Source organism: Neptunitalea lumnitzerae (assembly GCF_027924185.1).
Lineage (GTDB): Bacteria > Bacteroidota > Bacteroidia > Flavobacteriales > Flavobacteriaceae > Neptunitalea > Neptunitalea lumnitzerae.
Genome location: NZ_BRVO01000001.1, coordinates 40205 through 66855, shown reverse-complemented (window position 1 = coordinate 66855; position 26651 = coordinate 40205). Strand labels below are relative to the sequence as shown.

22 protein-coding genes are annotated in these 26651 nt (G+C 35.8%); 11 read left to right on the top strand and 11 right to left on the bottom strand.

Annotated elements, in window-relative coordinates; all coding sequences use genetic code 11:
- The first annotated feature begins 71 nt into the window (after window positions 1-71).
- Window positions 72-956 carry a GTPase Era gene (gene era / locus Y10_RS00260; RefSeq protein ID WP_281763350.1) on the top strand — a complete coding sequence of 295 codons (885 nt, stop codon included), beginning with the start codon at window positions 72-74 and terminating at the stop codon, window positions 954-956.
- A gap of 51 nt (window positions 957-1007) precedes the next feature.
- Here era and Y10_RS00255 read toward each other — a convergent pair whose 3' ends face one another.
- Complete coding sequence (locus Y10_RS00255) at window positions 1008-1544, bottom strand: lipid-binding SYLF domain-containing protein (RefSeq protein ID WP_281763349.1); 537 nt, start codon at window positions 1542-1544, stop codon at window positions 1008-1010.
- A 512-nt stretch (window positions 1545-2056) separates the two neighbouring features.
- Here Y10_RS00255 and Y10_RS00250 point away from each other — a divergent pair.
- The 3 genes from Y10_RS00250 (at window position 2057) to Y10_RS00240 (ending at window position 7153) form a co-directional block, all read left to right on the top strand.
- The gene (locus Y10_RS00250; RefSeq protein ID WP_281763348.1) at window positions 2057-2839 is read left to right on the top strand and encodes a M90 family metallopeptidase; all 783 of its coding nucleotides are present in this window, start codon (window positions 2057-2059) and stop codon (window positions 2837-2839) included.
- 92 nt (window positions 2840-2931) lie between these two features.
- Window positions 2932-4236, top strand: a complete 1305-nt coding sequence (gene der, locus Y10_RS00245) for a ribosome biogenesis GTPase Der (RefSeq protein ID WP_281763347.1) — start codon at window positions 2932-2934, stop codon at window positions 4234-4236.
- Window positions 4237-4372: 136 nt separating this feature from the next.
- The gene (locus tag Y10_RS00240; protein WP_281763346.1) at window positions 4373-7153 is read left to right on the top strand and encodes an outer membrane beta-barrel protein; all 2781 of its coding nucleotides are present in this window, start codon (window positions 4373-4375) and stop codon (window positions 7151-7153) included.
- Between the two features lie 67 nt (window positions 7154-7220).
- On the opposite strand, the gene Y10_RS00235 is transcribed toward Y10_RS00240, so the two are convergent.
- From Y10_RS00235 to Y10_RS00215, 5 genes are read right to left on the bottom strand one after another with little or no spacing between them, the layout of a single operon-like run.
- Entirely contained in the window at window positions 7221-8045 is an 825-nt protein-coding gene (locus Y10_RS00235; RefSeq protein ID WP_281763345.1) for a TPM domain-containing protein, read from the bottom strand.
- Window positions 8046-8049: 4 nt separating this feature from the next.
- Window positions 8050-8487: a TPM domain-containing protein gene (locus Y10_RS00230; protein ID WP_281763344.1), complete on the bottom strand. Its 438-nt coding sequence runs from the start codon at window positions 8485-8487 to the stop codon at window positions 8050-8052.
- Window positions 8488-8492: 5 nt separating this feature from the next.
- Window positions 8493-9083 carry a LemA family protein gene (locus tag Y10_RS00225; protein WP_281763343.1) on the bottom strand — a complete coding sequence of 197 codons (591 nt, stop codon included), beginning with the start codon at window positions 9081-9083 and terminating at the stop codon, window positions 8493-8495.
- 10 nt (window positions 9084-9093) lie between these two features.
- Window positions 9094-9423: a MerR family transcriptional regulator gene (locus tag Y10_RS00220; protein ID WP_281763342.1), complete on the bottom strand. Its 330-nt coding sequence runs from the start codon at window positions 9421-9423 to the stop codon at window positions 9094-9096.
- A 4-nt stretch (window positions 9424-9427) separates the two neighbouring features.
- A complete protein-coding gene (locus Y10_RS00215) occupies window positions 9428-10405 on the bottom strand; it encodes a M23 family metallopeptidase (protein WP_281763341.1) in 978 nt (325 codons plus the stop codon).
- Window positions 10406-10531: 126 nt separating this feature from the next.
- Here Y10_RS00215 and alaS point away from each other — a divergent pair, with 126 nt between their 5' ends.
- The 3 genes from alaS (at window position 10532) to Y10_RS00200 (ending at window position 14847) form a co-directional block, all read left to right on the top strand.
- Window positions 10532-13144 carry an alanine--tRNA ligase gene (gene alaS / locus Y10_RS00210; RefSeq protein WP_281763340.1) on the top strand — a complete coding sequence of 871 codons (2613 nt, stop codon included), beginning with the start codon at window positions 10532-10534 and terminating at the stop codon, window positions 13142-13144.
- A 61-nt stretch (window positions 13145-13205) separates the two neighbouring features.
- A complete protein-coding gene (locus Y10_RS00205; protein ID WP_309297810.1) occupies window positions 13206-14156 on the top strand; it encodes a GSCFA domain-containing protein in 951 nt (316 codons plus the stop codon).
- A gap of 4 nt (window positions 14157-14160) precedes the next feature.
- Complete coding sequence (locus Y10_RS00200; protein ID WP_281763339.1) at window positions 14161-14847, top strand: hypothetical protein; 687 nt, start codon at window positions 14161-14163, stop codon at window positions 14845-14847.
- Window positions 14848-14928: 81 nt separating this feature from the next.
- Here Y10_RS00200 and Y10_RS00195 read toward each other — a convergent pair whose 3' ends face one another.
- Window positions 14929-15240 (bottom strand): rhodanese-like domain-containing protein, encoded by a 312-nt coding sequence (locus Y10_RS00195; protein WP_281763338.1) that lies wholly within the window; start codon window positions 15238-15240, stop codon window positions 14929-14931.
- A gap of 161 nt (window positions 15241-15401) precedes the next feature.
- On the bottom strand, window positions 15402-15935 hold the full coding sequence (locus tag Y10_RS00190) for a DUF4136 domain-containing protein (protein ID WP_281763337.1): 534 nt from the start codon (window positions 15933-15935) through the stop codon (window positions 15402-15404).
- A gap of 190 nt (window positions 15936-16125) precedes the next feature.
- Here Y10_RS00190 and Y10_RS00185 point away from each other — a divergent pair, with 190 nt between their 5' ends.
- Window positions 16126-16365, top strand: a complete 240-nt coding sequence (locus Y10_RS00185; protein WP_281763336.1) for a hypothetical protein — start codon at window positions 16126-16128, stop codon at window positions 16363-16365.
- Window positions 16366-16419: 54 nt separating this feature from the next.
- On the opposite strand, the gene Y10_RS00180 is transcribed toward Y10_RS00185, so the two are convergent.
- From Y10_RS00180 to Y10_RS00170, 3 genes are all read right to left on the bottom strand, one after another.
- On the bottom strand, window positions 16420-18396 hold the full coding sequence (locus Y10_RS00180) for a urocanate hydratase (RefSeq protein ID WP_281763335.1): 1977 nt from the start codon (window positions 18394-18396) through the stop codon (window positions 16420-16422).
- A gap of 21 nt (window positions 18397-18417) precedes the next feature.
- A complete protein-coding gene (locus Y10_RS00175; RefSeq protein ID WP_281763334.1) occupies window positions 18418-18585 on the bottom strand; it encodes a DUF5522 domain-containing protein in 168 nt (55 codons plus the stop codon).
- 118 nt (window positions 18586-18703) lie between these two features.
- Entirely contained in the window at window positions 18704-23431 is a 4728-nt protein-coding gene (locus tag Y10_RS00170; RefSeq protein ID WP_281763333.1) for a GEVED domain-containing protein, read from the bottom strand.
- A 157-nt stretch (window positions 23432-23588) separates the two neighbouring features.
- Between Y10_RS00170 and Y10_RS00165 the strand changes: the two genes are divergently transcribed.
- The 3 genes from Y10_RS00165 to hemL are packed head-to-tail and all read left to right on the top strand — an operon-like array spanning window position 23589 to window position 26606.
- Complete coding sequence (locus tag Y10_RS00165) at window positions 23589-24494, top strand: 1-aminocyclopropane-1-carboxylate deaminase/D-cysteine desulfhydrase (protein WP_281763332.1); 906 nt, start codon at window positions 23589-23591, stop codon at window positions 24492-24494.
- A complete protein-coding gene (locus Y10_RS00160) occupies window positions 24484-25317 on the top strand; it encodes a glucosaminidase domain-containing protein (protein ID WP_281763331.1) in 834 nt (277 codons plus the stop codon). Before Y10_RS00165 ends, Y10_RS00160 begins: the two co-directional genes overlap by 11 nt.
- Entirely contained in the window at window positions 25317-26606 is a 1290-nt protein-coding gene (gene hemL / locus Y10_RS00155; protein WP_281763330.1) for a glutamate-1-semialdehyde 2,1-aminomutase, read from the top strand. The genes Y10_RS00160 and hemL overlap by 1 nt, the downstream gene beginning before the upstream one ends.
- The last annotated feature ends 45 nt before the right edge of the window (window positions 26607-26651 follow it).

Genomic DNA, 26651 nt, shown 5'->3' with positions numbered 1-26651 from the left:
GATTTTTAAATAGCCCTGATATTTCGGGGCTATTTTTATTAGTACCTTTGTACTTTAAAACATAGGATGAAATGAGTCACAAGGCAGGTTTTGTAAATATTATAGGAAACCCAAATGTTGGGAAATCTACATTGATGAATGCTTTTATAGGAGAGAAACTTTCTATAATAACTTCAAAGGCACAAACTACACGTCACCGTATTTTAGGAATTGTAAATGGTGAAGATTTTCAGGTTATACTTTCAGATACTCCAGGGATTATTAAACCTGCGTATGAGTTGCAAAGTTCAATGATGGATTTTGTAAAGTCTGCTTTTGAAGATGCCGATGTGTTGTTATATATGGTAGAGATAGGCGAGAGAGAATTAAAAGACGAAGCGTTTTTTAATAAAATAAACAACTCTAAAATTCCTGTACTATTGCTATTAAATAAAATAGACCAATCATCACAAGAAGTTTTAGAAGAACAAGTGGGGTATTGGACAGCTAAAGTGCCTAATGCAGAGATTTATCCAATATCTGCTTTAGAGAATTTTAATGTGCAAGAAGTGTTTGATCGTATTGTGTCATTATTGCCAGCATCTCCTGCATTTTATCCTAAAGACCAATTAACAGACAAACCAGAGCGTTTTTTTGTAAATGAAAGCATTAGAGAGAAAATACTTTTAAATTATAAAAAGGAAATACCGTATGCTGTTGAGGTAGAAACAGAAGAATTTGTAGAGAGTGAAACTATTATTAGAATTCGTTCTGTAATTATGGTGGAAAGAGAAACACAAAAGGGTATTATTATTGGACATAAAGGGGAAGCTTTGAAAAGAGTAGGAATGCAAGCCAGAGAAGATTTAGAGAAATTTTTTGGTAAGCAAGTACACCTTGAAATGTTTGTGAAAGTAAATAAGAATTGGCGCAGTAACATGAACCAATTAAAACGATTTGGTTATAACAATAAGTAACAAAAAACCCGGCCATTAAAGCCGGGTCTTTTTTTATAAATCAACTATGGATTAGAAGGATTCATAATCAAATTTTTGTCCACCAACTGAAGCATCGGCCATTAAACCAGCCTTTGGCATAGCAAATACAGCAACACCATCTTCATATTTAGCGTTTACAGCTTGTCCAGATTTTACAGCAACTGCTGAAGCCTCAGCTGAAAATTCAAACTCTTCATTTTTAAATGCTGCTAAATCAGCATCAGTTTTGAAAAAGATTACCTCAGTAATAGCCTGACCACCTGCTTGTAATCCTACATTAATTTTTTTAAGGTCGGCCATACCAATAATTTTACCATTTTGGTAAACAACTCCATTACCGGCAGCAGCACCAATAATAAAACCACCTTTACCTACATTTGGAAAAATTACGTAACCGGCAGAAGAAGCAAAAAATTCTTTTAATCCCGGATCTTTTTCTAGTAATGCAGTTTTGGCTTTTTCAGCATCTCTAATTATTTCTTTGTCCTTTGCAGACTGTGCAGTTACCATGGTTACAGAAAATACTGCAACTAGTAACGTAATACCTAATGTTTTTAATTTCTTCATAGCAATTTTTCTTTTTTCTTGAGGTAAAATTACTTAGTAGTGCATTCTTAAGGTGTTAAAGGCTAGTTATTAATACTAAACAAAATGTTAGAAAGGTTTTTATGTGGTTGTTTATTAATGGATTAAAATTTAATAAGAAAACTAATAATAGCAAATGCAATAAAAAACACAACTGATACTTGAAGGTGCTTCATAATATTACCATGCTGTTTTAAAAAGTTAGTCTTCTGATATCCGGTAGTAGATTTATAAGCTTTAATTGTTTTTAAAATTAAATATAAATGTATTGGAAGCCAAAGGGAGAGAAATAAGAAGAAGATTGTATTAATTTGTTTTATAAACACGGTTGAAAGTATGCATATAAACACCAAGTAGTAGCGTACTATTTTAGGTAAGTTTGACTGCATACGTATTATTTTGAAAATTTTATGTTAGAATTGGCCTATTATTAATAGGGCACTATAAAAGTAACCTCTATTTTTATCCCCTACTAATTGAAGCAAAATTTTTTAATGGGATATATTATATTAGGGGTAGCTTTTGTATTAAGTCTTTATTTTATTTTCTTTTATAAAAAGAAAGTTAACGTACAACCTTTTCCAAAGGAATGGGAAGCATATCTATCAGATCTTATTTTTTATAAACGATTGCCTGCTACTAAAAAGCGTTTGTTTAAAAAACGAATGATGAAGTTTTTAGCAGAAGTGCATGTAGAAGGCGTAGAATTTAAGATTACCGATTACGATAAAGTTTTGGTAGCCACTGCTGCTGTAATACCTACTTTGGCTTTTAAAGATTGGTATTATCCAAATTTAAGTTCGGTGCTTATTTATCCAGATGCGTTTAATAATGATTTTAGTTTTGATAAAGCAGATAAAAACAGAAGAATACTGGGGGTTGTAGGTTCAGGAAGGCTAAAAAATACCATGATATTATCTAGAAAAGCATTACATCATGGTTTTGAAAATGAATCGGATAAATTGAATACCGCTATTCATGAATTTGTTCATTTAATAGATGGGGTAGATGGTAGTGTAGATGGTGTGCCAGCGCAATTATTGGCACAACCTAACATAGTGCCTTGGTTAAAATTAATACATGAAACCATGGAAGCTATTAATGAAGATGCGTCTGATATACGTGCTTATGGGGGTACTTCTCAAGAAGAATTTTTTGCTGTGGTTGCTGAATATTTTTTTAGCAGACCAAAATTAATGAAACGTAAACACCCAGAATTATATGCCATGTTAGAGCTTTGTTTTGCGCAAAACCCTGCTAAACAACCCGCGAAATGATTATTAATTTTTGTATATTATTGGGGTGTAGGTATTGTTTTGTTTTTTAGTAACAATCTTTATAGTACCTTTGCAGTTAATTTTTTAAGCAGATGAGTTGTATAGTAGCTATAGTAGGTAGACCAAATGTTGGTAAGTCAACGCTTTTTAATAGATTAATAAAGCGTAGAGAGGCTATTGTAGACGCCGTTAGTGGTGTTACCAGAGATAGACATTACGGTAAAACCGATTGGAACGGTAGGGAGTTTTCTATTATTGATACTGGAGGGTATGTAGTAGGAAGTGATGATGTTTTTGAGCAAGAAATTGATAAACAAGTAGAATTAGCTATTGATGAAGCAGATGCTATTGTTTTTGTAGTAGATGCAGAGGCAGGTGTAACTGGTTTAGATGAAGATGTGGCAAATTTACTTAGAAAGGTAGAGAAGCCTATTTTTTTAGCGGTTAATAAAGTTGATACAGCTAAGAGAGAAGCAGATGCATTAGAATTCTATTCGTTAGGGTTAGGAGAGTATTATACCATTTCAAGTATTAATGGTAGTGGTACCGGAGACTTGTTAGATGCTGTGGTAGCAGCATTACCAGAGAAAGAAGAAGAGGAAATTAGTGAATTACCTCGTTTTGCTGTTGTGGGTAGACCTAATGCTGGGAAGTCTTCTTTTATTAATGCACTTATTGGTGAAGATAGATATATTGTTACAGATATTGCTGGTACAACTAGAGATAGTAACGATACAAAATACAACCGCTTTGGCTTTGAGTTTAACCTAATTGATACTGCAGGTATTAGACGTAAAGCTAAGGTAAAGGAAGATTTAGAATTTTATTCAGTAATGCGTTCGGTAAGAGCTATTGAGCATGCTGATGTTTGTTTATTAGTGTTAGATGCTACTAGAGGTTTTGAAGGTCAGGATACCAATATATTTTGGTTGGCTCAACGTAACCGTAAGGGAGTTGTTATATTAGTAAATAAGTGGGATTTGGTTGAGAAAGATACCAATTCTGCTAAAGAGTTTGAAAAGCAAATTCAAAGAGAAATAGCTCCGTTTACAGATGTACCAATTATCTTTATGTCGGCACTTACAAAACAACGTATTTACAAAGCTATTGAAACTGCTGTTGAAGTTTACAAGAACAGATCTAAGCGTGTGCCAACTAGTAAGCTAAACGAGTTTATGTTGCCTGTGATAGAGAATTATCCTCCACCGGCAGTAAAGGGTAAATACATCAAAATTAAATTCTGTACGCAGTTGCCAACCCCTGTACCACAATTTGCATTTTTTGCGAACCTACCGCAGTATGTAAAAGACCCTTATAAGCGTTTTATTGAAAATAAGCTTAGAGAGGAGTTTGATTTTACTGGGGTTCCTATAGATGTATATTTCAGAAAAAAATAAGAAGCTGTTAACGTTGTTTTTGGGTTTTAACACCATGTTAAACATATCTTAAATAACAGAGGTTAACAGTATGGCGTGAAATTTGTAGCTATTTTCGTCAAAATTAATCATCAATCGAAAATAGCCAACAAATTTTATGAAAAAAGTCACATACTTTTTGCTGTTTTTTCTATGTGCTTTTCATGCCTTAAATGCACAAGATTACAAGATAACAGGAAATGTAAAAGATGAGAATGAGCAGGATCTTGCTTCTGCTACCGTGTTTGCTCAAACCTTGGCAGACAGTACATTAATCAATTATACCGTTACAGGAACTACTGGTAATTTTAATCTGGAGTTTAAAACCAAACAACTAGCGGTTAGGTTAGTTGTTACTTACAACGGTTATGAAACTTACCGAAAAGAAATTCAGTTAAACAAGCCCGTTATAAATGCTGGTACCATAGCTTTGGCGCCAATGGCATTTGAGTTAGATGGGGTAAGTGTTACAGCCGAGGCTACTCCTATTACCGTAAAGGCAGATACCCTAGAGTTTAACGCAAGCTCTTTTAAAGTTGCACCCGATTCTAATGTAGAAACCTTATTAAAGCAATTACCCGGAGTAGATGTAACTTCTGATGGTACTATTACCGTGAACGGTAAAGAAGTAAATAATATCTTGGTTAATGGAAAGCCGTTTTTTGGTAGTGACGGTAAAATTGCTACACAAAATTTACCTGCTGATTTGATAAAGAAAATTCAGGTTACCGATACTAAAACCAAAGAAGAACAATTATCTGGTGATGATGCTAGTGCCGAGGAGAAAACCATTAATCTTACTATAGAAGAGGATAAGAATAAAGGGCTTTTTGGAAAGGCTACCGCTGGGTATGGTACTGATGATAGGTATGAGAGTAGTTTGTTGTTTAATACCTTTAAAGGAGACCGGAAAATAAGTGTGTTAGGCTCTTCTAATAATATCAACTCTATAGGGTTTTCTATGGATGATATTTTTGATAACATGGGAGGTGGTAGAAGCCAATCTTTATGGGTGAATTCTGATGGGTCTTTTAGTATTAACGGAAATAGCTTTGGTGGTAATACGGGTATTACTCAATCTAATATGATTGGTTTAAATTATGCCGATGTGTATGGGAAAGAGTTGGTAGAGCCTAGTGTAACATATTATTTTACCGAAACGAATACTGATAACGTTAATAGAACCAATACTGAAAATTTATTACCAGATAGAACTACAATTACAGCTTCTGAGTATACTACAGATAACTACAGTAGAGGGCACAATGTAAGTACAGATATTGAGATTAAAGTAGATTCAACATTCTCTATTTATTTGAATCCTAAGTATAATAATGGAGTGAATGAGAATAACTATTCGCAGATACAAAATACAACGAATACAGATGGTGATATTTTGAATGAGAGTTTTAATAATTCTTTTGAACAAAGAAATACTTCATCATTTAGTAACGAGTTGTTTTTATATAAGAGTTTCCAAAAGAAGGGTAGAGGATTAAGTTTTAGGTTTGAAAATGATAATAGTAAAACAGAGTCTGACCTTGTAACCAATTCAGAAACGTATTTTTATGAGACGGGAGATCCGGCAGACATTCGTAATCAGAACCGTTTTGATAATGGAGATAACGATGAATATACAGTTGGGGTGTCTTACAGAGAACCTATAGCAGACTCTTTACGATTAGGCTTTGGTATGGATTATACGTATGCAAATAATGTTGATAGTAGGAATACGTATGACTTTAATGATACATCTGGTAGCTATAGCGATTTAAATGCTGAGCAATCTAATTATTATGAATCTACCAGAAATACTTTCAGCCCAGAACTGTCTTTAAGTTTAAGAAAAAGCAAATTACGTGGGTCTTTAGATGTGGGTACAGAAATTGTTGACTTTAATAATACTTCATTGTACATTGGGCAAACTACCCGTTTAGATAAAAACTATGTGTTTCCTAAAGTAAGTGCTCGTTTAAATGTGCGTATGGGTAAATCTAAGTCTATATGGACAAACTATAGGTATAATGTATCGTTACCTTCTGCTCAGCAAATATTACCAGTGGCTAACTTAGCTAATCCGTTAAATACAATTATTGGTAATGAAGATTTAAAACCTTCTAGAAGACATAATTTATATTTTAATTTTAATAATTATGATTGGTCTACACGTAGTGGTTTCTTTATGTATGCAGGAGGTTCTTATTTTCAAGATCAAATAGTGGGGTCTACTGTGTATGATGATGCTAACAGAGCAACTACTACCTATCAAAACTTAAGTGATGTTTATAACTGGTACGCTGGTTTTAGTATTAATAAGCAGAAAAAGGAAGATAACAAGAGCTTGCGTTACCGCTTAGGGATGAGGTTGAACCAAAACAAGAGTAAGGGTTTAACCAATGCAGAGTTGTATGAGTCTTCTGGTTGGCAGTTAACACCTAGTGCTTCGCTTACCTATGAAATAACTGATTTCTTTTCTGTAGAACCTAGCTATGAGTTTAATTATTATAATACAAGCTACCAGAACTATGTAATTGATGAACGTAGTAATTATACCCATAGAGGACGTGTAGAAACTACCTTATATTGGCCTGCAAACTTAGTTTGGGGTAATGATTTTGGGTACACATATAATTCTAATATTGCAGATGGTTTCCGAAAGGATTTTTACCTGTGGAATACTAGTTTAGGGTATTACTTTTTAGACAAAAAGCTGTTAGCAAAAGTAAAGGTGTATGATATTTTAGACCAAAATCTGAGTACTACCAGAAACATTACACCTACCGCTATTGTAGATGAAGAAAATACGGTGTTGAAAAGATATGTAATGTTCTCGTTAACCTACAATCTTGAGATGTTTGGAGGTAAAAGAAAAAGCAATAATCATTTTAGAATGCATTAATAGAAAAGTCTTTAATACTAAAAAAGCAGCACTCAGTGCTGCTTTTTTTATGTTTCAATTTTATGGTTTACCAACTACCTCCGGCTCCGCCACCAGAGAATCCGCCGCCGCCGAAGCCTCCTCCAAAGCCTCCGCCGCCGAAGCCTCCTCCAAAGCCTCCGCCGCCAAAACCGCCGCCACCGCCAGAGTAACCTCCGCCGCTGCCAAAGCCTCTTCCAAGGCTACTTAAAATAATAATGTCGGTAAGGGTAGACGATCTTCTTCCGCCGTTTCCTCCGCCACCTCCACGGTTTCTTCTGTTTAATAGCAGAATGATAATAATAAATATAATGGCAAAAATAAGGCCTATATATTTTTGAGGAGGTACGTTACCTCTAGGGTTGTCATTTACAAAGGTGCCGTTTAAAACTTTAAAAATAGCATCGGTACCGTTGTTTAAACCTGCGTAATAATCGCCTCTTTTAAACTGTGGTAAAATGTAGTTTCTAATAATTTCTCCGTTAATACCTGCGGTAAGTTTTTGCTCTGCCTCGTATCCTGGAGATATCCAAATTTCTCTGTCTTGTTCAGATAGTAAAATAAGAATACCATTGTCTTTGCCTTTTTGCCCAATACCCCATTCTTGTGCCCATTTAGGAGTTAATAAACCAATGTTTTCTCCTTTTAAAGATTTAATAGTTACAATTACTATTTGGGTAGAGGTGGTATCGGCATACCGTAAAAGTTTATTTTTTAATGCATTTTCTTCTCTGGGTTGTAGAATGTCTGCATAATCATAAACACTTGTTTGTTTGCTTCCAGAAGGTTTTTCTGGTATATCATATTGCCCGTAGGCGGTAACCGAAATAAATAATAAAAACCAATAACAGGCTATTTTAAAAAATTGTTTCATGCTGTTATAGTTTAGAAATTTCATCGGGTAATTCATTAATGTCGTCATCCTGGTATGGGAAATGAACTTTTAGCTGCTCACCTGCTTTTAAAATTCCGGCAACAATACCTTCTTTAAATAAACCTTGTTTAAAGTTTTGTAGCATAATTTCTTTGGTGCTATCCCAAAAATTATCAGCTACAAGGGTATTAATGCCTTCGTCTCCACAAATGTAAAAGCTGTGCTTTTCTATGGCAATGTACACTAAAACACCATTTTTAAGTTGGGTTTTGTGCATTTCTAAAAGCTCAAAAACCTCTTTTGCACGTTCTTCTAAAGGGGTGTCAGTTCCTTTTTCAATATGTACTCTAATTTCTCCAGAGGTGTTTAATTCAGCTTCTTTAATAGCATCAATCACCTCTTTTTCTTCCTCAGCTGTTAAAAAACTTTGTTGGGTTGCCATACTGCTTAAAAGTTAAATTCAACTTCTTTTGCTTTGTCAGCTCCTTCGTCAGCTTTGTAACTAGGCTTTTTCTCGTAACCAGAAAGGAAAAACTTATTAGGCATTTTTTGAATGTATATATTAAAGTCTTTCACAGCCGCATTGTAACGTGTTCTTGCAGTCATAATAGTATTTTCTGTACTGGTAAGCTCGTCTTGTAACTTTAAAAAGTTTTGGTTAGCCTTAAGCTCAGGGTAACGCTCTACACTTACTAATAATCTAGATAATGCCGAGCTAACACCTGATTGCGCTTGTTGAAACTGTTGAATGCTTTCTGGTGTAATATTAGAAGCGTCAATATTTACAGAGGTAGCTTTTGCTCTTGCCTCAATAACATCGGTTAATGTTTTTCTTTCAAAGTCTGCTGCTCCTTGTACAGTTTTTACAAGGTTGCCTATAAGGTCGTTTCTACGTTGGTAAGAGGTTTCTACATTAGCCCAAGCTTCAGTAACATTTTCGTCTTTTACAACAGCATTGTTCTGAATGCTAAACGACCAAAATACACCTATTAATACAACGGCAACAATGGCAACTATAATAATGATTGTCTTTTTCATGCTTTTATTTTTATAATTGATTTTTAATTTTAATTAGTTCAGCTTTAATATTTTCTAGTTTTCTAATAATTTCAAAATTATTAAGGGTCTTTGCCTTTTCTTCTTTCAAGTGAGTTTTAGCACCTTCTAAAGTAAAGCCACGCTCTTTTACCAAGTGGTAAATAAGCTGAAGATTTTTGATGTCTTCTCGGGTAAACTTTCGGTTACCCTTGGCATTCTTCTTAGGTTTAAGCACATCAAACTCTTTCTCCCAAAAACGAATTAAGGAGGTGTTTACCTGAAAGGCATCGGCTACTTCGCCAATGTTATAATACAATTTGTCTGGTAGGTCTATGTGCATACCGTTAATCCAGTGATTGGTTTTCTAAAGAAGAAGCTTTTAACATCGCATCAAACTCTTCTTCGGTTAAGCTACCATAGTAAAAGTTCATAGGGTTAATACGCTCATCGTCTTTCCAAACTTCATAGTGTAAGTGAGGTCCACGAGATCGTCCTGTATTACCAACATAGCCAATAATATCACCACGTTTTACTTTTTGCCCTTTTCTTACATTGTATTTACTCAAGTGAGCGTAAATGCTTAAATAGCCATAACCATGGTCTATTCTAATGTGGTTACCAAAACCTGTAGCTCTGTTATCTGCTCTGGCAACAACGCCGTCTCCAGTAGCATAAATAGGAGTTCCTGTTTTAGCAGAAAAGTCCATGCCGTAGTGAAATTTTCTAGCTTTGGTAAAAGGGTCAGATCGCCATCCGTAACCAGATGCCATACGCTTTAAGTCTTCATTACGTACAGGTTGTATAGCAGGTATTTTTTCTAAAAATTCTTCTTTGTCTTCTGCAAGGTGAACAATTTCATCTAAAGATTTTGATTGAATGGAAATACGTTTCTTTAAAATGTCCATGCGCGTTCTCGCCTCAATAATCATTTCAGAGTTGTCATACCCTTCAAGATTGCTATACCGATTGACACCACCAAACCCAGCGGTACGTTGGTTGTCTGGTATGGGATCTGCTTCAAAATAAACACGGTAAATGTTATTGTCTTTATCTTCTAAGTAACTTACCACCTCTTCTAGCTGAGACATGTCTTTGTTTAACAGCTGAAAGTTAAGTTTAAGTTGCTTGTTTTCACGTTCTAAAGCCAGTTCTTTAGGGGTGTTTATAATGTTTAAGTTCAGTAATATGATAGCGCCCATAGCACCTGCAATAGCTGCTGCGGTAAAAAACAGGGCAAGATTTCTAATTTTCTTCCCTTTTTTTGTTTCTATCTTTCTGTATGATAGTGAATCTGGATCGTAATAATATTTTACTTTAGCCATAGTTAAAATATACTATTTTTGCTTTGCAAACGCACTAAATAATAGTTTATTATAGTGTGTAATTAGCAAATATAAAAATTGTATCTTGGCAGCGCAATTTTAAATCGGTATAGAATTTAATTTTATATGACTTCTCAAGAAATCAGAAACACATTTTTAGAATTTTTCAAAAGTAAAAATCACAGTATAGTTCCATCGGCTCCAATGGTAATTAAGAACGATCCTACGTTAATGTTTACCAATGCCGGAATGAACCAGTTTAAAGAATATTTCTTAGGTAATGGTGTGCCTAAAAGTACACGTGTTACAGATACTCAGAAATGCTTAAGAGTTTCCGGAAAACATAACGATTTGGAAGAGGTAGGGATGGATACCTACCACCATACCATGTTTGAGATGTTAGGAAACTGGAGCTTTGGAGATTATTTTAAAGAAGAGGCCATTGATTGGGCTTGGGAATTACTTACAGAAGTATTTAAAATAGACAAGGATATTTTATATGTTACCATATACGAAGGCGATGAGCAAGATGGTATTGGGAAAGATATGGAGGCATATAACTTCTGGAAGAAACATATTGCAGAAGACCGTATTCTTTTAGGAAATAAAAAAGATAACTTCTGGGAAATGGGAGAACAAGGTCCTTGCGGACCTTGCTCAGAAATTCATGTTGACATACGTTCGGCAGAAGAAAAGGCAAAAATTCCAGGAGCAGATTTAATAAATAACGATCATCCGCAGGTAGTGGAAATCTGGAACTTGGTATTTATGCAATTCAACCGTAAAGCCAATGGAGATTTAGAAGAATTACCAGCGCAACACGTAGATACAGGTATGGGCTTTGAGCGTCTTTGTATGGTATTACAAGGCAAACAAAGTAATTACGATACTGATGTGTTTACCCCTTTGTTACAAGAAATTGAACTTGTAACAAAACAAGATTACGGGAAAACAGAGCAAACCGATATTGCTATGCGTGTAATTGCCGACCATATTAGAGCGGTAGCTTTTGCTATTGCAGATGGGCAATTGCCTAGTAATACTGGTGCAGGATACGTAATAAGAAGAATTTTACGTAGAGCTATCCGTTACGGGTTCTCTTTCTTAAACCAAAATGAACCTTTTATTTTTAAATTGGTGCATACCCTAAGTAGCCAAATGAAAACTGCTTTCCCAGAATTAGCAGCGCAGAAGAACTTAGTGGTAAACGTAATTAAAGAAGAAGAGCAATCTTTCTTAAGAACTTTAGAGCAAGGATTGTTGTTGCTAGAAAGTATTATTGGTAATACCCAAGGTAAAGAAGTTTCTGGTAGTAAAGCTTTTGAATTATACGATACTTATGGTTTTCCTATTGATCTTACCGCATTGATACTTCGTGAGCGTGGTTATACATTAGATGAGAAAAAGTTTGATGAGGAATTACTAAAGCAGAAAGAACGTTCTAGAGCAGCAACAAAAGTAGATACTGGAGATTGGCAAATTCTTATAGATGACAATGAAGAGGAATTTATAGGATATGATAATTTATCTACCAGAGTTAAAATTACCAAGTACAGAAAGGTAGAAAGCCAAAAAGATGGTGAAATGTATCAATTAGTATTTAACCTTACTCCGTTTTACGCAGAAAGCGGAGGGCAAGTAGGGGATAAAGGATACCTAGAATGTACTAATGGAGAGATAACTTATATAGTTGATACCAAAAAAGAGAATAATTTAATTATTCACTATACAAAAACATTACCGCGCGATATTAAGGCTAAGTTTACCGCTACGGTAGACGAAAAACAACGCGCAAGAACTAGTAGTAACCATACGGCAACACACTTACTACACCAAGGTTTACGCCATGTATTAGGTACGCACGTAGAGCAAAAAGGTTCTATGGTACGTAGCGGGTATTTACGTTTTGACTTTTCACACTTTAGTAAGGTGTCAGAAGAAGAGTTAAGAGAAGTTCAGTCTTTTGTAAATGCACGTATTAGAGAACAAATACCTTTAGAAGAGCGCAGAAATGTGCCGTATACGCTAGCGGTAGAAGAAGGTGCTATTGGTTTGTTTGGTGAAAAATACGGCGATACCGTACGTGTTATTAAGTTTGGTGAAAGTGTAGAACTTTGCGGTGGTACTCATGTGAAAAATACTGGGGATATCTGGCATTTTATTATAACAGGAGAAAGTGCTGTGGCTGCTGGGGTAAGACGTATTGAGGCAATTACCTCTGATGCGGCTAAAGATTATTTTGCAGAACAGGCAAATGCATTTCAGCAGGTAAAAGCAGTATTGAAAAATGCGAAAGACCCTGTGAAAGCTATCGCTACTTTACAAGATGAGAATGCCGTACTTAAGAAACAAGTAGAGCAATTGCTTAAAGATAAAGCTAGCGGACTTAAAAATGAGTTGAAACAACAAGTAACCGATGTAAATGGTGTTAATTTCTTAGCGGTTAAAGTAGACTTAGATGCCGGAGCTATTAAAGATATGGCGTTTAACTTAGGAAACGAAGTTGATAACTTATTTGCTTTGTTTGCTACAGACCAAGGTGGTAAAGCTGTTTTAACGTGCTTTATTGATAAGACTTTGGCTAAGGAAAAAGGATTAAATGCAGGAACCATTGTTAGAGAGCTAGGAAAATATATTCAAGGTGGCGGAGGCGGACAGCCGTTTTTTGCTACTGCAGGTGGTAAAAACCCAGCGGGTATACCAGAGGCTTTAGAACAGGTAAAAACATATATTCAGTAATTATAAATTACGTAACTTTTAAGCCTGAATAGCATACTGCTATTCAGGCTTTTTTTGTAGTATGATGAAATTACAAACTAATGTACCTTTAGAAAAAGTAGTACACCCAATAACTTATAACGATTCGTTTTTGTTAATGGGGTCTTGCTTTGTTACCCATATAGCTGAGAAGTTTAGTTATTATAAATTACCTAATGCTGTAAATCCTTTTGGGGTTATTTTTCAACCAGCAGCTATAGCGAAGTTGATTGAACGTGCTGTAAATGTTGATTATTTTACCGAAGAGGACTTGTTTTATTTTAATGAGCAATGGCATTGTTATGAAGTACATTCGCAATTAAGTAATTCTGACAAAGAGCAATGTTTAACTAATTTGAATGCTGCACTTGACGTACTTAAAACAGGTTTGGAAACGAGTTCTTATTTTGTACTTACTTTAGGAACGGCTTGGGTGTACAGATTTATTGAAACAGATAGCTTGGTGGCTAATTGCCATAAAGTGCCTCAAAAACGCTTTTTAAAGGAACTTCTAACGGTGGATGAGGTAATGGGAAGTGTACAGGCTATTGTTGCCTTAATAAGGAGTATAAACCCTGAAATACGTGTTCTTACAACAGTTTCTCCTGTGAGACATTTAAAAGATGGGTTTGTGGAAAATATGCGTAGTAAAGCCCATTTAATTGCCGGGTTGCAGGAAGTAGTAAATATTAGAAAGCATATTTATTATTTTCCTTCCTATGAAATTATGATGGATGAATTGAGAGACTATCGTTTTTATAAGGAAGATATGGTGCATCCTAACAGTTTGGCGGTTTCCTATATTTGGGAACGTTTTGTAGCCACTTGGGTTGCAGAAGAGGGTAAGAAGGTGATGGAAGAGGTGGAAACTGTTCAAAAAGGATTAGCGCATAAACCCTTTAACCCTACCTCAGAGGCGCATCAAAAGTTTCTTCAAAAATTACATGCTAGGGTAGCAGTATTACAAAAGGAATATCCGTTTATGAAATTTTAAATATATGACTAAGTATTCAAGAGTGTTGGTTCTAATCATTTTATTGATTAGTGGTAAGGTTTTTTCGCAATCGTTAACAAAAGCGGAGGGAACGGTAACGTATGATGTTTCTACTAAATATGGAGAGGATGTCTTAAAAATGGGTGAGTTAACAATTTTATTTAATAATAAGATGGTTAAATCAGTGATGGATTCTAAATATTTATCTCATAGACGAGTGACGGGTATTTTTGATACAAAAGCCAAAACAGGAACTGTATTGTTTGATAAGGATAGTTTGCATTTAGGGAGCATTTTAGACGTTGATTTTTATAATGAATATACAGCTAAAAGACTACTAGAGGTAAAAGATAAAAAGATCATTGAAGGAGAAGAAAAAGCAATATTGGGTCATCCATGTAAAAAGCACGCCATCTATTTTAAAATGGGTGTTATTTTGGAAGTGTATGTTGCCGAAGATATTGAGGCGGTTAATTGCCCCGGGGTTTTTGATTTAGCGATAGGAGATGGCAATTTTGATGGGTTGATTTTAAGTATGAACATACATATGGGTGGTAGAGAGGTAGAGTATGTTGCTACCAGTTTAGAGTTAGGAGCAGTAGCTGATGAAGAGTTTTCTAATAAAATACCGGAAGGTTATGAAGAAATAGATTATAAAGAGCTGGAGCGTAGTATGAATCAGCTGTTATGAGATAGGTGGTAAGAAAAATATTTATAATGAAAACGGCTCCATAATTGGAGCCGTTTTTATGAAAACTGTTCAGATGTATACTTATTGTAATTTGTTGTAAAGACTCATATAACCTCCACCATTTATTACTTCTATGCCATTACTTTTTAATACGGTAGCAGCACTGGCGCTGCGCATACCACTAGCACAACAGGTAATAACAGGTTTATCCCATTTTTTAATAGTTGCTACCTTACCAGATAACGATTGTAGTGGTATGTTTTTAGAACCTGGTATGGCACCGCCATTATATTCTCCAGGGGTACGTACATCTACAATAATAGCCCCACGTTCTACAAAGTCTTGAATTTTTTCATTTTTGCCGCCTCCGAAAAATTTATCTAATAGTCCCATTGTTTTGTTTTTTTAGCAAATAAACTAAATAGCTCTCATATAGAAAGTATCAAAAGTTACAGTGCTGCCTTACTTAAAAACGCCTACTATTTGTTTAGTAGGCGCTTTTACTATCTTCATGGCTAGTCCACAAAGTATATAATAGTGATTATCGCGTATGCTTATTTTTTTTGTTCTGGAGGGTACTGAGATAGTATCTCATTTACAAAGGTACCAATGCGTTCGTCTTTTTTATCTACATTATCAGTTAGGTAGCCTGTACCTTTACCTTGCCACACGAGTTCTTTAGTACTAGCATCTATAAGGTCTATAAAAAGACTCCCTTCTGTACTTGTGCTCACATTGCTGTAGCTACCGCCCCAGTACCAAGGGTTCCATCCCCAGCCATAATAACCATAGTTGTTATATACGTCTACTTGTTTTTGTTCTTTGGTGAAAATGTTTACCAGTAAACTTGGGTTTTCAGATTTTGTAAAGCCTTTAGCTATCAGTTCTGCTTCAATAGCTCTTAATATTCGTTTCTTATCAAGGTCTGATATTTCTGCCTTGTCAATTCCGGGTTTGTAAAAAGCAAAAGTCTTGTACGTTGTAAAGTTCGCTTCTTTGTCATAATCAGATACCACCCGAACGCTAGAGCAAGAAGTAGCTGTAAGGGCTACCAATGCTATAATTAAAAGTGATTTAACCAGCTTCATATATATTGCTTTTATGAGTTACTAATCAGTGATTTATTATATAAAGTTACATCACAAATATTATGCCTAAGGTAAAATATTTGTTAATGTTTTAGAAAAAACGCTGTTTTGAGCGTTAAATTATATTAACGTGTTTATGAATGCTGTTTTGGTAGAGTATATTAGTTCTGAATCAGAAAATAAAAACGCTATGAAAAAGATATTTTTAATGTTGATTGCTTTTGGTGGTTTAACCTTAAGTTTTCAGTCTTGTGAAACTTCTCAAGAGCAAAAGAAAAAAGAGATTATTGAAGAAATGAAAGATAATGATGCGGACATTAAAAGAAAAAAAGACGGCGATGAGGAAAAAATTAAAATGGAAACCGACGAAAAAGAGGTGAAAATTAAAGAGGAAGATGGAGAGATAAAAATTAAAGAGGAAATGAATTAATCTTTTTTAAAATAGCATCAAAGAAAAGGCAGGTGTATACCTGCCTTTCTGTTGTTATAATAGTTTGTCATCTACCAAATTGGGTAGTGTTATTTTAAGTTGTGGCTCTGTTTGCATAGCTCTTTTTGCAGCAAAGATAGCGCCTTCATTTCTAGCCCAACTTCTTCTACTAATTCCATTATTTACATCCCAGAATAGCATAGATTGTAATCTGCGCTCAGCATCTTCCGAACCATCTAGTACCATACCAAAGCCGCCGTTTATAACTTCTCCCCAGCCTACGCCTCCTCCATTGTGGATAGATACCCAAGTGGCACCTCTAAAACTATCGCCAATTACGTTTTGTATGGCCATGTCAGCTGTAAATCTAGAGCCGTCATAAATATTAGAGGTTTCTCTGTATGGAGAATCGGTACCCGAAACATCATGATGGTCTCTACCAAGAACAACGTAACCAATTTCATTATTAGCAATAGCATTGTTAAAAGCTTTGGCTATTTTCATACGTCCTTCAGCATCGGCATATAAAATACGGGCTTGTGAGCCTACTACCAGTTTGTTCTCTTGTGCTCCTTTAATCCATTGAATGTTGTCTTCCATTTGTTGTTGGATTTCCGCAGGAGAATTTACTTTTATTTCTTCCAATATCTTACAGGCAATAGCATCTGTTTTTGCAAGGTCTTCTGGTTTACCAGAGGTGCATACCCAACGGAACGGACCAAAACCATAATCAAAACACATAGGTCCCATAATGTCTTGTACGTAGCTTGGGTATTTAAAGTCAATACCATTTTCTGCCATCACATCTGCACCTGCTCTAGAAGCTTCTAGTAAAAATGCATTTCCGTAATCAAAGAAATAAGTGCCTTTTGCGGTATGTTTATTAATGGCGCTTGCATGTCTACGCAACGACTCCTGTACCTTTTCTTTAAAAAGGGTAGGGTTGTTTGCCATCATATCATTAGCGTCTTCGTATGAAAGTCCAACTGGGTAATAACCTCCTGCCCACGGATTGTGTAAAGATGTTTGATCGGAGCCTAAATCAATATGTAGATTTTCTTCATCAAAACGTTCCCAAACATCTACTACATTTCCTAGATACGCTAACGAAACTACTTCTTTAGCATCTTGAGCGGTTTTAACACGGTTAACTAATGCATTGATGTCTTCATGAACCTCATGAATCCATCCTTGTTCATGGCGTATTTTGGTTATTTTAGGGTTTACTTCTGCACAAACAGTAATGCACCCTGCAATAGTTCCAGCTTTTGGTTGTGCACCACTCATTCCGCCTAAGCCAGAGGTAACAAATAAGTGCCCGCTTGGCGAAGTTTTTATTTTTCTAAATCCGTTTAAAACGGTAATGGTTGTTCCGTGTACAATACCTTGAGGACCAATATACATGTAACTACCTGCAGTCATTTGTCCGTATTGGGTAACTCCTAAGGCATTGAATTTTTCCCAATCATCAGGTTTTGAGTAATTAGGAATCATCATACCGTTGGTAACCACCACTCTAGGGGCATCTTTATGAGAAGGGAATAACCCCATTGGGTGACCAGAGTACATAACCAAGGTTTGTGTGTCGGTCATTTCGGCCAAATATTGCATGGTAAGCAAATACTGAGCCCAGTTTTGAAAAACAGCTCCGTTACCACCATAGGTAATTAGCTCGTGCGGGTGTTGCGCTACTGCATAGTCCAAATTATTTTGAATCATTAGCATAATAGCTTTTGCCTGACTAGATTTACCTGGGTATTCTTCTATTGGGCGTGCATACATTTTATAGTCTGGGCGTAGCCTATACATGTAAATTCTACCATAGGTTTCAAGTTCTTCTTTAAACTCTGGTATTAATGTACTATGATGTTCTGGTTTAAAGTAACGCAGGGCATTTTTTAATGCTAGCTTTTTTTCATCCGCCGTTAAAATATCTTTTCTTTTCGGGGCATGGTTTATATCAGTATCGTAAGGTTTAGAGGTAGGTAGTGTATCGGGAATTCCTTGTAAAATATGTTCTTTAAATGTCATTGATATAACTTTATATGCTTACTACTTTTTGGTAATGCTTCCGGTTTTCTTGTCAAAACCATAAGGGCAATGTCTACAACCACTTTGGCAACAATACCCTCTTTTTAGGTGGTATTGCTCGGTAAAGCATCGGTATCCTTCAGGTGTTAGGTAATAATCACCTTCTTCAATAGGAATTCGTTTTTTCATAAGGCAATGGTTAAACTACAAAGATAGCAGTTTAGATTTTATGCAGCTGTTGGTTTTTGGGTATAAAAAAAGAAGCACTGAACAAGTGCTTCTTTTTACATATAGTTTAAAGATAGTATTAATGAATTACTTTCTTAGTAACACTACCGCCTTCTGTAGTTTCTATTTGAAGTACTAAGGAAGCAAAGTTTTTCTTTAAGTTGAACGCGCAAGTTAAATTGTTAGCTCCGTCTACTGTTAATACTTTTCTACCATTTAAATCATAAACCGTTACCAGTTTAATAGGCTGCTCACTAGAAACTACTTTTATTTGGTTGTTAGCAGTAACTACTTTAATGCTGTTAGCATCTATAAAAGTATCGGTTTGTAAAGGTAGGCTTGAATATTTTATAATAAAACGATCATCAAAACGTGCTGCTTGGTTAGCAGTAAACGTATACGGAGATACATATAAATCATGTGTAATGTTTAGGTAAGTATCTTCTACATATATGCTCGTTTGCGTGCCGTCAGCAAAAAGGCCGTCTACTTCATGTATAGCAATGGTATAATTGCCTGCTCCAGGAACTTTTACACCTAGCGGAACCATATCGGTATCTAAGAAAGGTAAAGCTTTACCTTGAATTAATATGTTCTCGCTATTGATAATGGAATAGAAGTTTTGATCTGAGTTTTCATCTGCATAAGCATCATAAATTCTATCCTTTGCATCGGTTGCTCCATTTACATATCCAATAAGAATTCTATTAGTAAATTGATTGGATTCAGCATATAAATCTAACCAAAAACGTCCTTCTGGTAATGGGTTGGTAGCATTGAAGTTCTTACTGTTCTCAGCGTTATTTTCTTTAAAAAATTCGTTATTAGCATACGTTGCACTACGCATATCGTTGGTGAATACAACGTTTTGCGTGGCTGCTAAACCATCGTCCATTTTTACAAAAAATCCTTGACCAGCAGCAATGTAACCATTAAAACCAAGTAAGCCACTAATAACTCCAGTACCGTTAAAGGTTAAATAATCGTTTATGGTATAGTTAGAGTTAAAGTTGTCATAGAAAGGATTTCCTGTATTGGTATTTGGATCGTTACCATGTGTCCATAAATGTACTGCACCTTCGATATTCGTATTAGCAGCTAAAAATGCACTAGTGCTAATGGCAGAAGGGTATGGGTTACCAATTAAGTTCCAGTTGTCATCATAGGTGGTAACCAATATTCCGTTTAAAATATTAAGATAGCTTAACCCAACATAATTACCTCTTTCTATTGTGGTAGTAATAGTTCCGTTATTTGGTACCCCAACAAAATCTACTTGAAATTCGATATCTGTATTAATAGGGTAATTCATAGGCGCTCTTACACTGTATCCTTTTCCGTTAACCATGTTTTCGGTGGTATTAATCCAGTTACCAAAATTGTTTCCTACCGATGGTAACCATTTCCACATTAGTGAACCTGGTGTGTCTGGAGAAAGGTCATTTAAATCAAAATTAGCTACAGGGGTAGACCAATAAACATAGTCATATTTGCTAATGTTTACCTTTCTCTGTTGGGTAATAATACCTGTGTTAGCAACATCTGATACTTGTATTAGACTGGCATTGTCTTCAATTAAGAAATTACCATTATCTTCTACAATAATTTCGTCTTGAACGGTTAGAGAGCCTCCGCTTTCAATAACAAATTCTCCACCATTCTTTACCTTAAAGTTAAGTGCATCTCCCGAAAAACCATCAGGAATGTATGAGTTAAATGGGTCATCTTTAATAATAACACAGTTTATGTCAGACGGAACACCATAAGGGTGCCAGTTGTTTGGGTCTGCCCACTCTTCTGTTAAACCTTGCCATATTTTGGTACGGTTAGTTACCGTAACATCTTTACTAGCAATACATCCGTTAGAAAGTGCAGCACTAATAGTAAAGGTGTAAGACTCTGTTTCTAATTGGTCTAATGTAGGTTTAATGTATACTGTGGTTGAGGTGTCAGTACCTTCAATATATGGTATGGTACATGCTGCATCCAAATAGGCATCTACAGTAGCGCCACTCCAGTTAAACGAAGTAGATAGAGGCTTGTTACCGTATAATAAGATATTATCTATAGCTACACCATCATTCCAACCTGCAATGTACCTAAATCTAACTCTAAATTGATTGTAACCAATATAAGACGAAAGGTCATATGTCATGGTTGCAAAATTAGAACCTACCCCAAGATCTGAGTTATAGGTTTCTAATGTTGTCCAGTTACCTCCGTTGTTAGTAGAAACCTCTACTCTTACTAAGTCACTAGAATTACTAGTACTGTAGTTTGAGTAATATATGTCAAAAGAGAAGTTTAGGTTTATAAAACCGTTTGTATTTACACTAGACGATGCTATAGCATTGTTTACTGATGTACTTCCACCAAGATCTGAATTAGACATTGCAAAATGGTTACCACTAAAACCAGAAGAAATTGCAGGAAACCATACTTGTTCATCCGGAATATATGGACTCTCTCTTACTTGCCAAACAGCACCACTTGATGTAGAGCCTAATTGCTGATAAGAAAATGTGTTTAAAGAGCCTGTTTCAAAATTTTCGTCTATTAAAATAACTTCTTCTAACTCTCCTCCAGCAGATAGTTCAATAACGGCATCTTCACCACAAATCACTGGATTTTCAGGGTTTGTTGTTAAAGAAGGTACTGGCCTTACAGTAGCTTTTACTTCTGTTCTCTCTAAAGATTCGCAGAAACCATTAAATGCAGTTACATAGAAGCTAGTTGTTTCAGTTATAGATGGAGAGTTCCAAGTTGTATTGGAAGTGGTTCCTACTAAATTACCACCTGTTAAAGCATCGTACCATCTATACTCTGTTGTACCGCTACTTCCTGTAGCACCTAGAGTAGCAGAACCTTCCCCACAGTTAATAGCGGTTGTAATACTAGTTATGGTGGCACTACAACTTTCAATAACCACAAATGAATAATCTTCGACTTCACCTGTATTATCATTATCGCAAGAGCTGGAAGAGCCTCCGGATCGTAGCCTCAATGTGTAAGTTCCTGGGCTGGCTGTGTCAGGTATAACAAATCCAAAAGTAGTAGAGTAAATACCTGTTCCATTAGTAGAGTAAACTCTTTCTCCACTATCGTTAAAATCACCATCTAAGTTCCAGTCGACCCAAGCGTATACTGCACCTAAATTATTAAGTTCTAAAAATATATTAACACCCTGTCCTTGAGCTTGTATGCTCGGGTTAGAAAGGTTCGTGAAATCTTGATATCCCGAAGGTAAATAAGAGTAAGTAGAGCTATTGTTGGTATCATTTAGCGTTCCTATAAAATTTACCTGTTCAAAATAAATGTTTCCTGGATTATTTATGTTGGGGGTACAATAAGAAACTGATAATTGTATATTCCCCGTTAATGGATTTGAGGTATTATATAATGGGCCTCCTATACAATTAGAGTTATTGGAAAATATATAAAAATAATAGGTTTGACCTATGTTTAAACTGGTTAAGTTAAATGATGTGTTGCCGTTATTAGCGGCAACAGTATAACCACCATAGGTGCTTCCAACATTATAAGTAGTACCGTTTGTTATACTAGGGGTAGTGCTAGAGGTGCTATACATTATTAAATAGCTATCAGAAGCAGGAGATGCGGCAGAGAAGTTACCCGAAATTTCACCTGTACCATAGCTATTAAGTGAAAGGTTTGTTGGTTGTGCTGTTGGAGTTGTACAGGGTAATGTACTTACGTTAACAAGATAATCTTGTGCCTGTCCATCTCTGTAATAGCTGTTAGAGCAGGCATTGTTTATGTAGCCATCTTCATGATGTATAACTCTCATGGCGGTGGTTCCTGCTAAAGCTGAAGAGGGTACAGCTATATTTGCAGTTCGTGTTCCGCTATACCATACATGACCTAAATTTTTTCGTTCACTTTCTTCAAAAATGTTGTTTTGATTCCAGTCTATATAAACAGTGATGTAATAATTATTATAATTATTGGCGCTAGAGGTTACTGAAATTTCGTATGCAGAACCCGTAGTTACAGAAGCCTCCTGACAATAACTTTGGTACTCACTTGGATTATAACTTGATACTGTATTGTTGATTCCGGCAAAAGTTACATTAGTAATAGCACGGGCATTGTCAAAACTAGGAGTGCAATAACTACTTAAAGGGGCTGTGTAGGTAAATACTATTCGTCCATCACCTCCATGACCTCCTCTACTAGAGTTATTTCCCCAGCCTTCACCGCCTCCACCTGCACCACCTGGGGCATTTCCGTTGTATCCATTGTTGTTAGAGCGGCCATCACCCCCGTTACCGCCGTTAGGTGCGTTAGCCCCATCCCCCCCTGTTGAATTGTTACCAGAGGTGCCTGAATATCCATTAGTGTTGGTTATATTTCCTCCTGAGGCAATACCGCCTGTTCCAGGAGTACTGTATCTATTTTGCTCTCCACCTGTACCTCCTCCTGCTGTTATACTGAAGGTTGATATCGTAGAATCTTCTCCATTTGTTCCGTCGCTTCCGTTGTATCCAGTTCCGCCAGCTCCTACAAAATAGGTTATGGTTTGTCCGGCTGTTACAGTGTATGTACCTTTTACGTAAGCTCCAGAGCCACCACCGGCTCCACCACCAGCGTTGTTGTTGTCACTACCACCACCTGCACCACCTGCACCCCAAACTTCAACAGTAAGGGAGGTAACACCACAAGGCACAGTAAAAGTTCCATTTCCGGTGTTAGAGATTGTAGTAGTTGTTTGGCTGTAGGTGGCCAAGGAAAATATTGAAAATAGTATAGCAGTAAAGAAGAATTTGGGGGTAAAATTTTTTTTCATAATGTTTTGGGGCGTTAGGATGTTAAAGTAAAAAATCAGTTAGTTTTGTGATTTTTTAAGGGGTTTACTTCCAAAAATATTATAAAAAGATTTTTAATTTTTTAGAAAAGTAAGATTTTGTTGATTTTACCGACAAAACACATAAATATTCGATAAAGTGAAAGAAAATGCTACTATAGACAAGGTATTTAACAAGGGTATTACTGCTTTTGTTAAAAGAGAATACTTAAATCATATTTATATTTCTGGTAACAAGCTCAGAAAATTGAAGTATAATGTCTTACAGGCTAAAAATCAAGAGTATACGTCTTTACTTACTTTCGGAGGTGCCTTTTCAAACCATATAGCCGCTACCGCAGCTGCCGGTGTAGAATATGGTTTTACTACTATCGGCGTGATTAGAGGTGAAGAGCTTGAGAGTCAGATTGATAATAATCCTACGCTCAAGTTTGCGGTAGATAATGGTATGGAGTTAAAGTTTGTGTCAAGGTCTTCTTACAGAGATAAAACTTCGGATAGTTTTATTGAAGCACTTAAAAAGGAGTATGGGAACTTTTATTTACTGCCTGAAGGCGGAACTAATGAGTTGGCAGTGAAAGGATGTGAGGAGATTTTACAAGGGGATGATTTTAATTTTGATTATGTTTGTTGTGCAGTAGGAACTGGAGGTACAATTTCTGGTATTATTAATTCGAGTAAATTAAATCAAAAGGTACTTGGGTTTCCGGCACTGAAGGGCGATTTTTTAAATGAGGATATTCGTAAATTTGTTCGGCAAGATAATTGGGAATTGATTACGGATTATCATTTTGGAGGTTACGGTAAAGTGTCTGAGGAGCTTATTAATTTTATGAATAGTTTTTATAAAGACACTAAGATACCTCTTGATCCCGTTTATACTGGTAAGATGGTTTACGGAATTTATGATATGATTGAAAAGGGGTATTTTAAAGAGCATTCTCGTATTTTGATTATTCATACCGGAGGCTTACAGGGAATTAAAGGAATGAACCAAAAATTGCAAAAACAGAACAGAACCATTATTAATTATTATGACATTTAAGAAAATACTATTTTATACTTTTTTGGTTGTAGCATTAGCGGCTTGTGGAGGGAAAAAGAAAGCAAGTGCAAAAAAGAAAAAATACTATCATAAACCTACTAAAACTACGGAACAAGTAGTTACGGCTCCAGAAGTAAAAGAGCAGGAAGAAATTCTTACAGCTACGTCAACAGTTGTAGTGAAAACCAATACTGTAGAAGAATACATAAATGTGTACAAGGATATAGCTATGGTTGAAATGCAGCGCTATAAAATTCCGGCAAGTATAACACTCGCTCAGGCTATACTAGAAAGTGGTTCTGGTAAAGGAGAGCTGACCTTAAAGGCGAATAATCATTTTGGAATTAAATGTCATACAGGTTGGACGGGTCCTAGTGTAACGCATGACGATGATGAAAAAGGGGAATGCTTTAGAAAGTATAAGTACCCTAGTGAGTCATTTGAAGATCATTCTAAATTTTTAACTTCTAGAGGTCGTTATGGCTTTTTGTTCGACCTAAAACCTTCAGATTATAAGGGTTGGGCACGTGGACTAAAGAAAGCGGGTTATGCTACTGATCCTAAATATCCTAATAAGTTAATTAGTATTATAGAGCGTTACGAACTTTATGAATATGATAAATTAGTACTTAAGGATACTTATGAGTTAGTTGTAGAAACTGTAGTGGCAGATGCTGGTGAAACTATTCATGTGGTAGAAAAGGGAGATACCCTGTATAGTATATCTAGAAAGTATGGGGTGTCTGTAGAGTCTATTCAGAAGGCTAATAATATGCGAGGAACAAATATTAATATAGGACAAAAATTAAAAATAGATAAGTAATGCTATATAAACGAAGTAGTGAGTTGTTTGCAGAAGCAAGTAAAGTAATACCAGGTGGGGTAAACTCTCCTGTAAGAGCTTTTAAAGCGGTTGGCGGAACTCCCATTTTTGTAAAGGAAGCAAAAGGTGCGTATTTGTACGATGAAGATGGCAACAGATTAATAGATTATATTGCATCATGGGGTCCCATGATTTTAGGTCATGCCTATGATCCTGTAACAAATGCCGTTATTGAAAAGGCCAAAAAAGGAACCTCGTTTGGTATGCCAACAGAAATAGAAACTAAAATTGCTGAATTGGCTGTTTCTATGGTGCCTAATATTGATAAAATACGTTTTGTAAATAGTGGTACAGAAGCTTGTATGAGTGCAGTACGACTTGCAAGAGGATATACGGGTAAAGAAAAAATAATTAAATTTTCTGGTTGTTACCATGGGCATTCAGATGCCTTTCTTATTCAGGCAGGTAGTGGCGCTGTAACTTTTGGTAGTCCTAATAGTCCTGGGGTAACGCAAGGAACTGCTAAGGATACACTTTTAGCTCCTTATAATAATTTAGATGCTGTAAAAACTTTGTTTGAAGCAAATAAGGGTGAGGTAGCGGCTATTATATTAGAGCCAGTGGCTGGTAATATGGGTTGTGTGTTACCAAAAGAAGGCTTTTTAGAAGGTTTAAGAGCGCTATGTGATGCCAACGGTACATTGTTGATATTTGATGAGGTTATGACCGGTTTTAGATTGGCAAAAGGTGGTGCACAAGAAGTGTTTGGTGTTGCTGCTGATATTGTAACCTTTGGTAAAGTAATTGGAGGTGGATTACCAGTAGGTGCTTTTGCAGCCAGAGAGGAAATTATGAAATTTTTAGCTCCTGAAGGGCCTGTTTATCAAGCAGGAACTTTAAGTGGAAACCCTTTAGCAATGGCTGCTGGTTTAGCTATGTTAACGGAGTTGAATAATAACCCAGAAGTATTTACAAGTCTTGAAAAGAAAACAGCATATTTACATAAGGGGTTAGATAGTGTTTTAAAAGATTCTGGTATAGAATACACTATTAGCAGATTTGGCTCTATGCTTTCTGTGTTTTTTGCTAAAGAACCGGTGGTAGATTTTGAAACGTCTGCTGCGGCTAATAATGATACTTTTAAAAAGTACTTTCATGGTATGTTAAAGGAGGGTGTTTATCTGCCACCAAGTTCATTTGAAAGCTACTTTTTAAATGATGCTTTAACCTATGAAGATTTAGATTTTACCATTGCTGCTCTTAAAAAAGTAGTGCCTACTTTAAAATAAGATAGTTGGTAGACATAAAAAAAGCGGATAAAATATTTTATCCGC

Excerpts from the sequence above, each read along its gene's own strand:
- era (WP_281763350.1), top strand. The coding sequence starts at position 72 with ATGAGTCACAAGGCAGGTTTTGTAAATATTATAGGAAACCCAAATGTT.
- Y10_RS00255 (WP_281763349.1), bottom strand. The coding sequence starts at position 1,544 with ATGAAGAAATTAAAAACATTAGGTATTACGTTACTAGTTGCAGTATTT.
- Y10_RS00250 (WP_281763348.1), top strand. The coding sequence starts at position 2,057 with ATGGGATATATTATATTAGGGGTAGCTTTTGTATTAAGTCTTTATTTT.
- der (WP_281763347.1), top strand. The coding sequence starts at position 2,932 with ATGAGTTGTATAGTAGCTATAGTAGGTAGACCAAATGTTGGTAAGTCA.
- Y10_RS00240 (WP_281763346.1), top strand. The coding sequence starts at position 4,373 with ATGAAAAAAGTCACATACTTTTTGCTGTTTTTTCTATGTGCTTTTCAT.
- Y10_RS00235 (WP_281763345.1), bottom strand. The coding sequence starts at position 8,045 with ATGAAACAATTTTTTAAAATAGCCTGTTATTGGTTTTTATTATTTATT.
- Y10_RS00230 (WP_281763344.1), bottom strand. The coding sequence starts at position 8,487 with ATGGCAACCCAACAAAGTTTTTTAACAGCTGAGGAAGAAAAAGAGGTG.
- Y10_RS00225 (WP_281763343.1), bottom strand. The coding sequence starts at position 9,083 with ATGAAAAAGACAATCATTATTATAGTTGCCATTGTTGCCGTTGTATTA.
- Y10_RS00220 (WP_281763342.1), bottom strand. The coding sequence starts at position 9,423 with ATGCACATAGACCTACCAGACAAATTGTATTATAACATTGGCGAAGTA.
- Y10_RS00215 (WP_281763341.1), bottom strand. The coding sequence starts at position 10,405 with ATGGCTAAAGTAAAATATTATTACGATCCAGATTCACTATCATACAGA.
- alaS (WP_281763340.1), top strand. The coding sequence starts at position 10,532 with ATGACTTCTCAAGAAATCAGAAACACATTTTTAGAATTTTTCAAAAGT.
- Y10_RS00205 (WP_309297810.1), top strand. The coding sequence starts at position 13,206 with ATGATGAAATTACAAACTAATGTACCTTTAGAAAAAGTAGTACACCCA.
- Y10_RS00200 (WP_281763339.1), top strand. The coding sequence starts at position 14,161 with ATGACTAAGTATTCAAGAGTGTTGGTTCTAATCATTTTATTGATTAGT.
- Y10_RS00195 (WP_281763338.1), bottom strand. The coding sequence starts at position 15,240 with ATGGGACTATTAGATAAATTTTTCGGAGGCGGCAAAAATGAAAAAATT.
- Y10_RS00190 (WP_281763337.1), bottom strand. The coding sequence starts at position 15,935 with ATGAAGCTGGTTAAATCACTTTTAATTATAGCATTGGTAGCCCTTACA.
- Y10_RS00185 (WP_281763336.1), top strand. The coding sequence starts at position 16,126 with ATGAAAAAGATATTTTTAATGTTGATTGCTTTTGGTGGTTTAACCTTA.
- Y10_RS00180 (WP_281763335.1), bottom strand. The coding sequence starts at position 18,396 with ATGACATTTAAAGAACATATTTTACAAGGAATTCCCGATACACTACCT.
- Y10_RS00175 (WP_281763334.1), bottom strand. The coding sequence starts at position 18,585 with ATGAAAAAACGAATTCCTATTGAAGAAGGTGATTATTACCTAACACCT.
- Y10_RS00170 (WP_281763333.1), bottom strand. The coding sequence starts at position 23,431 with ATGAAAAAAAATTTTACCCCCAAATTCTTCTTTACTGCTATACTATTT.
- Y10_RS00160 (WP_281763331.1), top strand. The coding sequence starts at position 24,484 with ATGACATTTAAGAAAATACTATTTTATACTTTTTTGGTTGTAGCATTA.
- hemL (WP_281763330.1), top strand. The coding sequence starts at position 25,317 with ATGCTATATAAACGAAGTAGTGAGTTGTTTGCAGAAGCAAGTAAAGTA.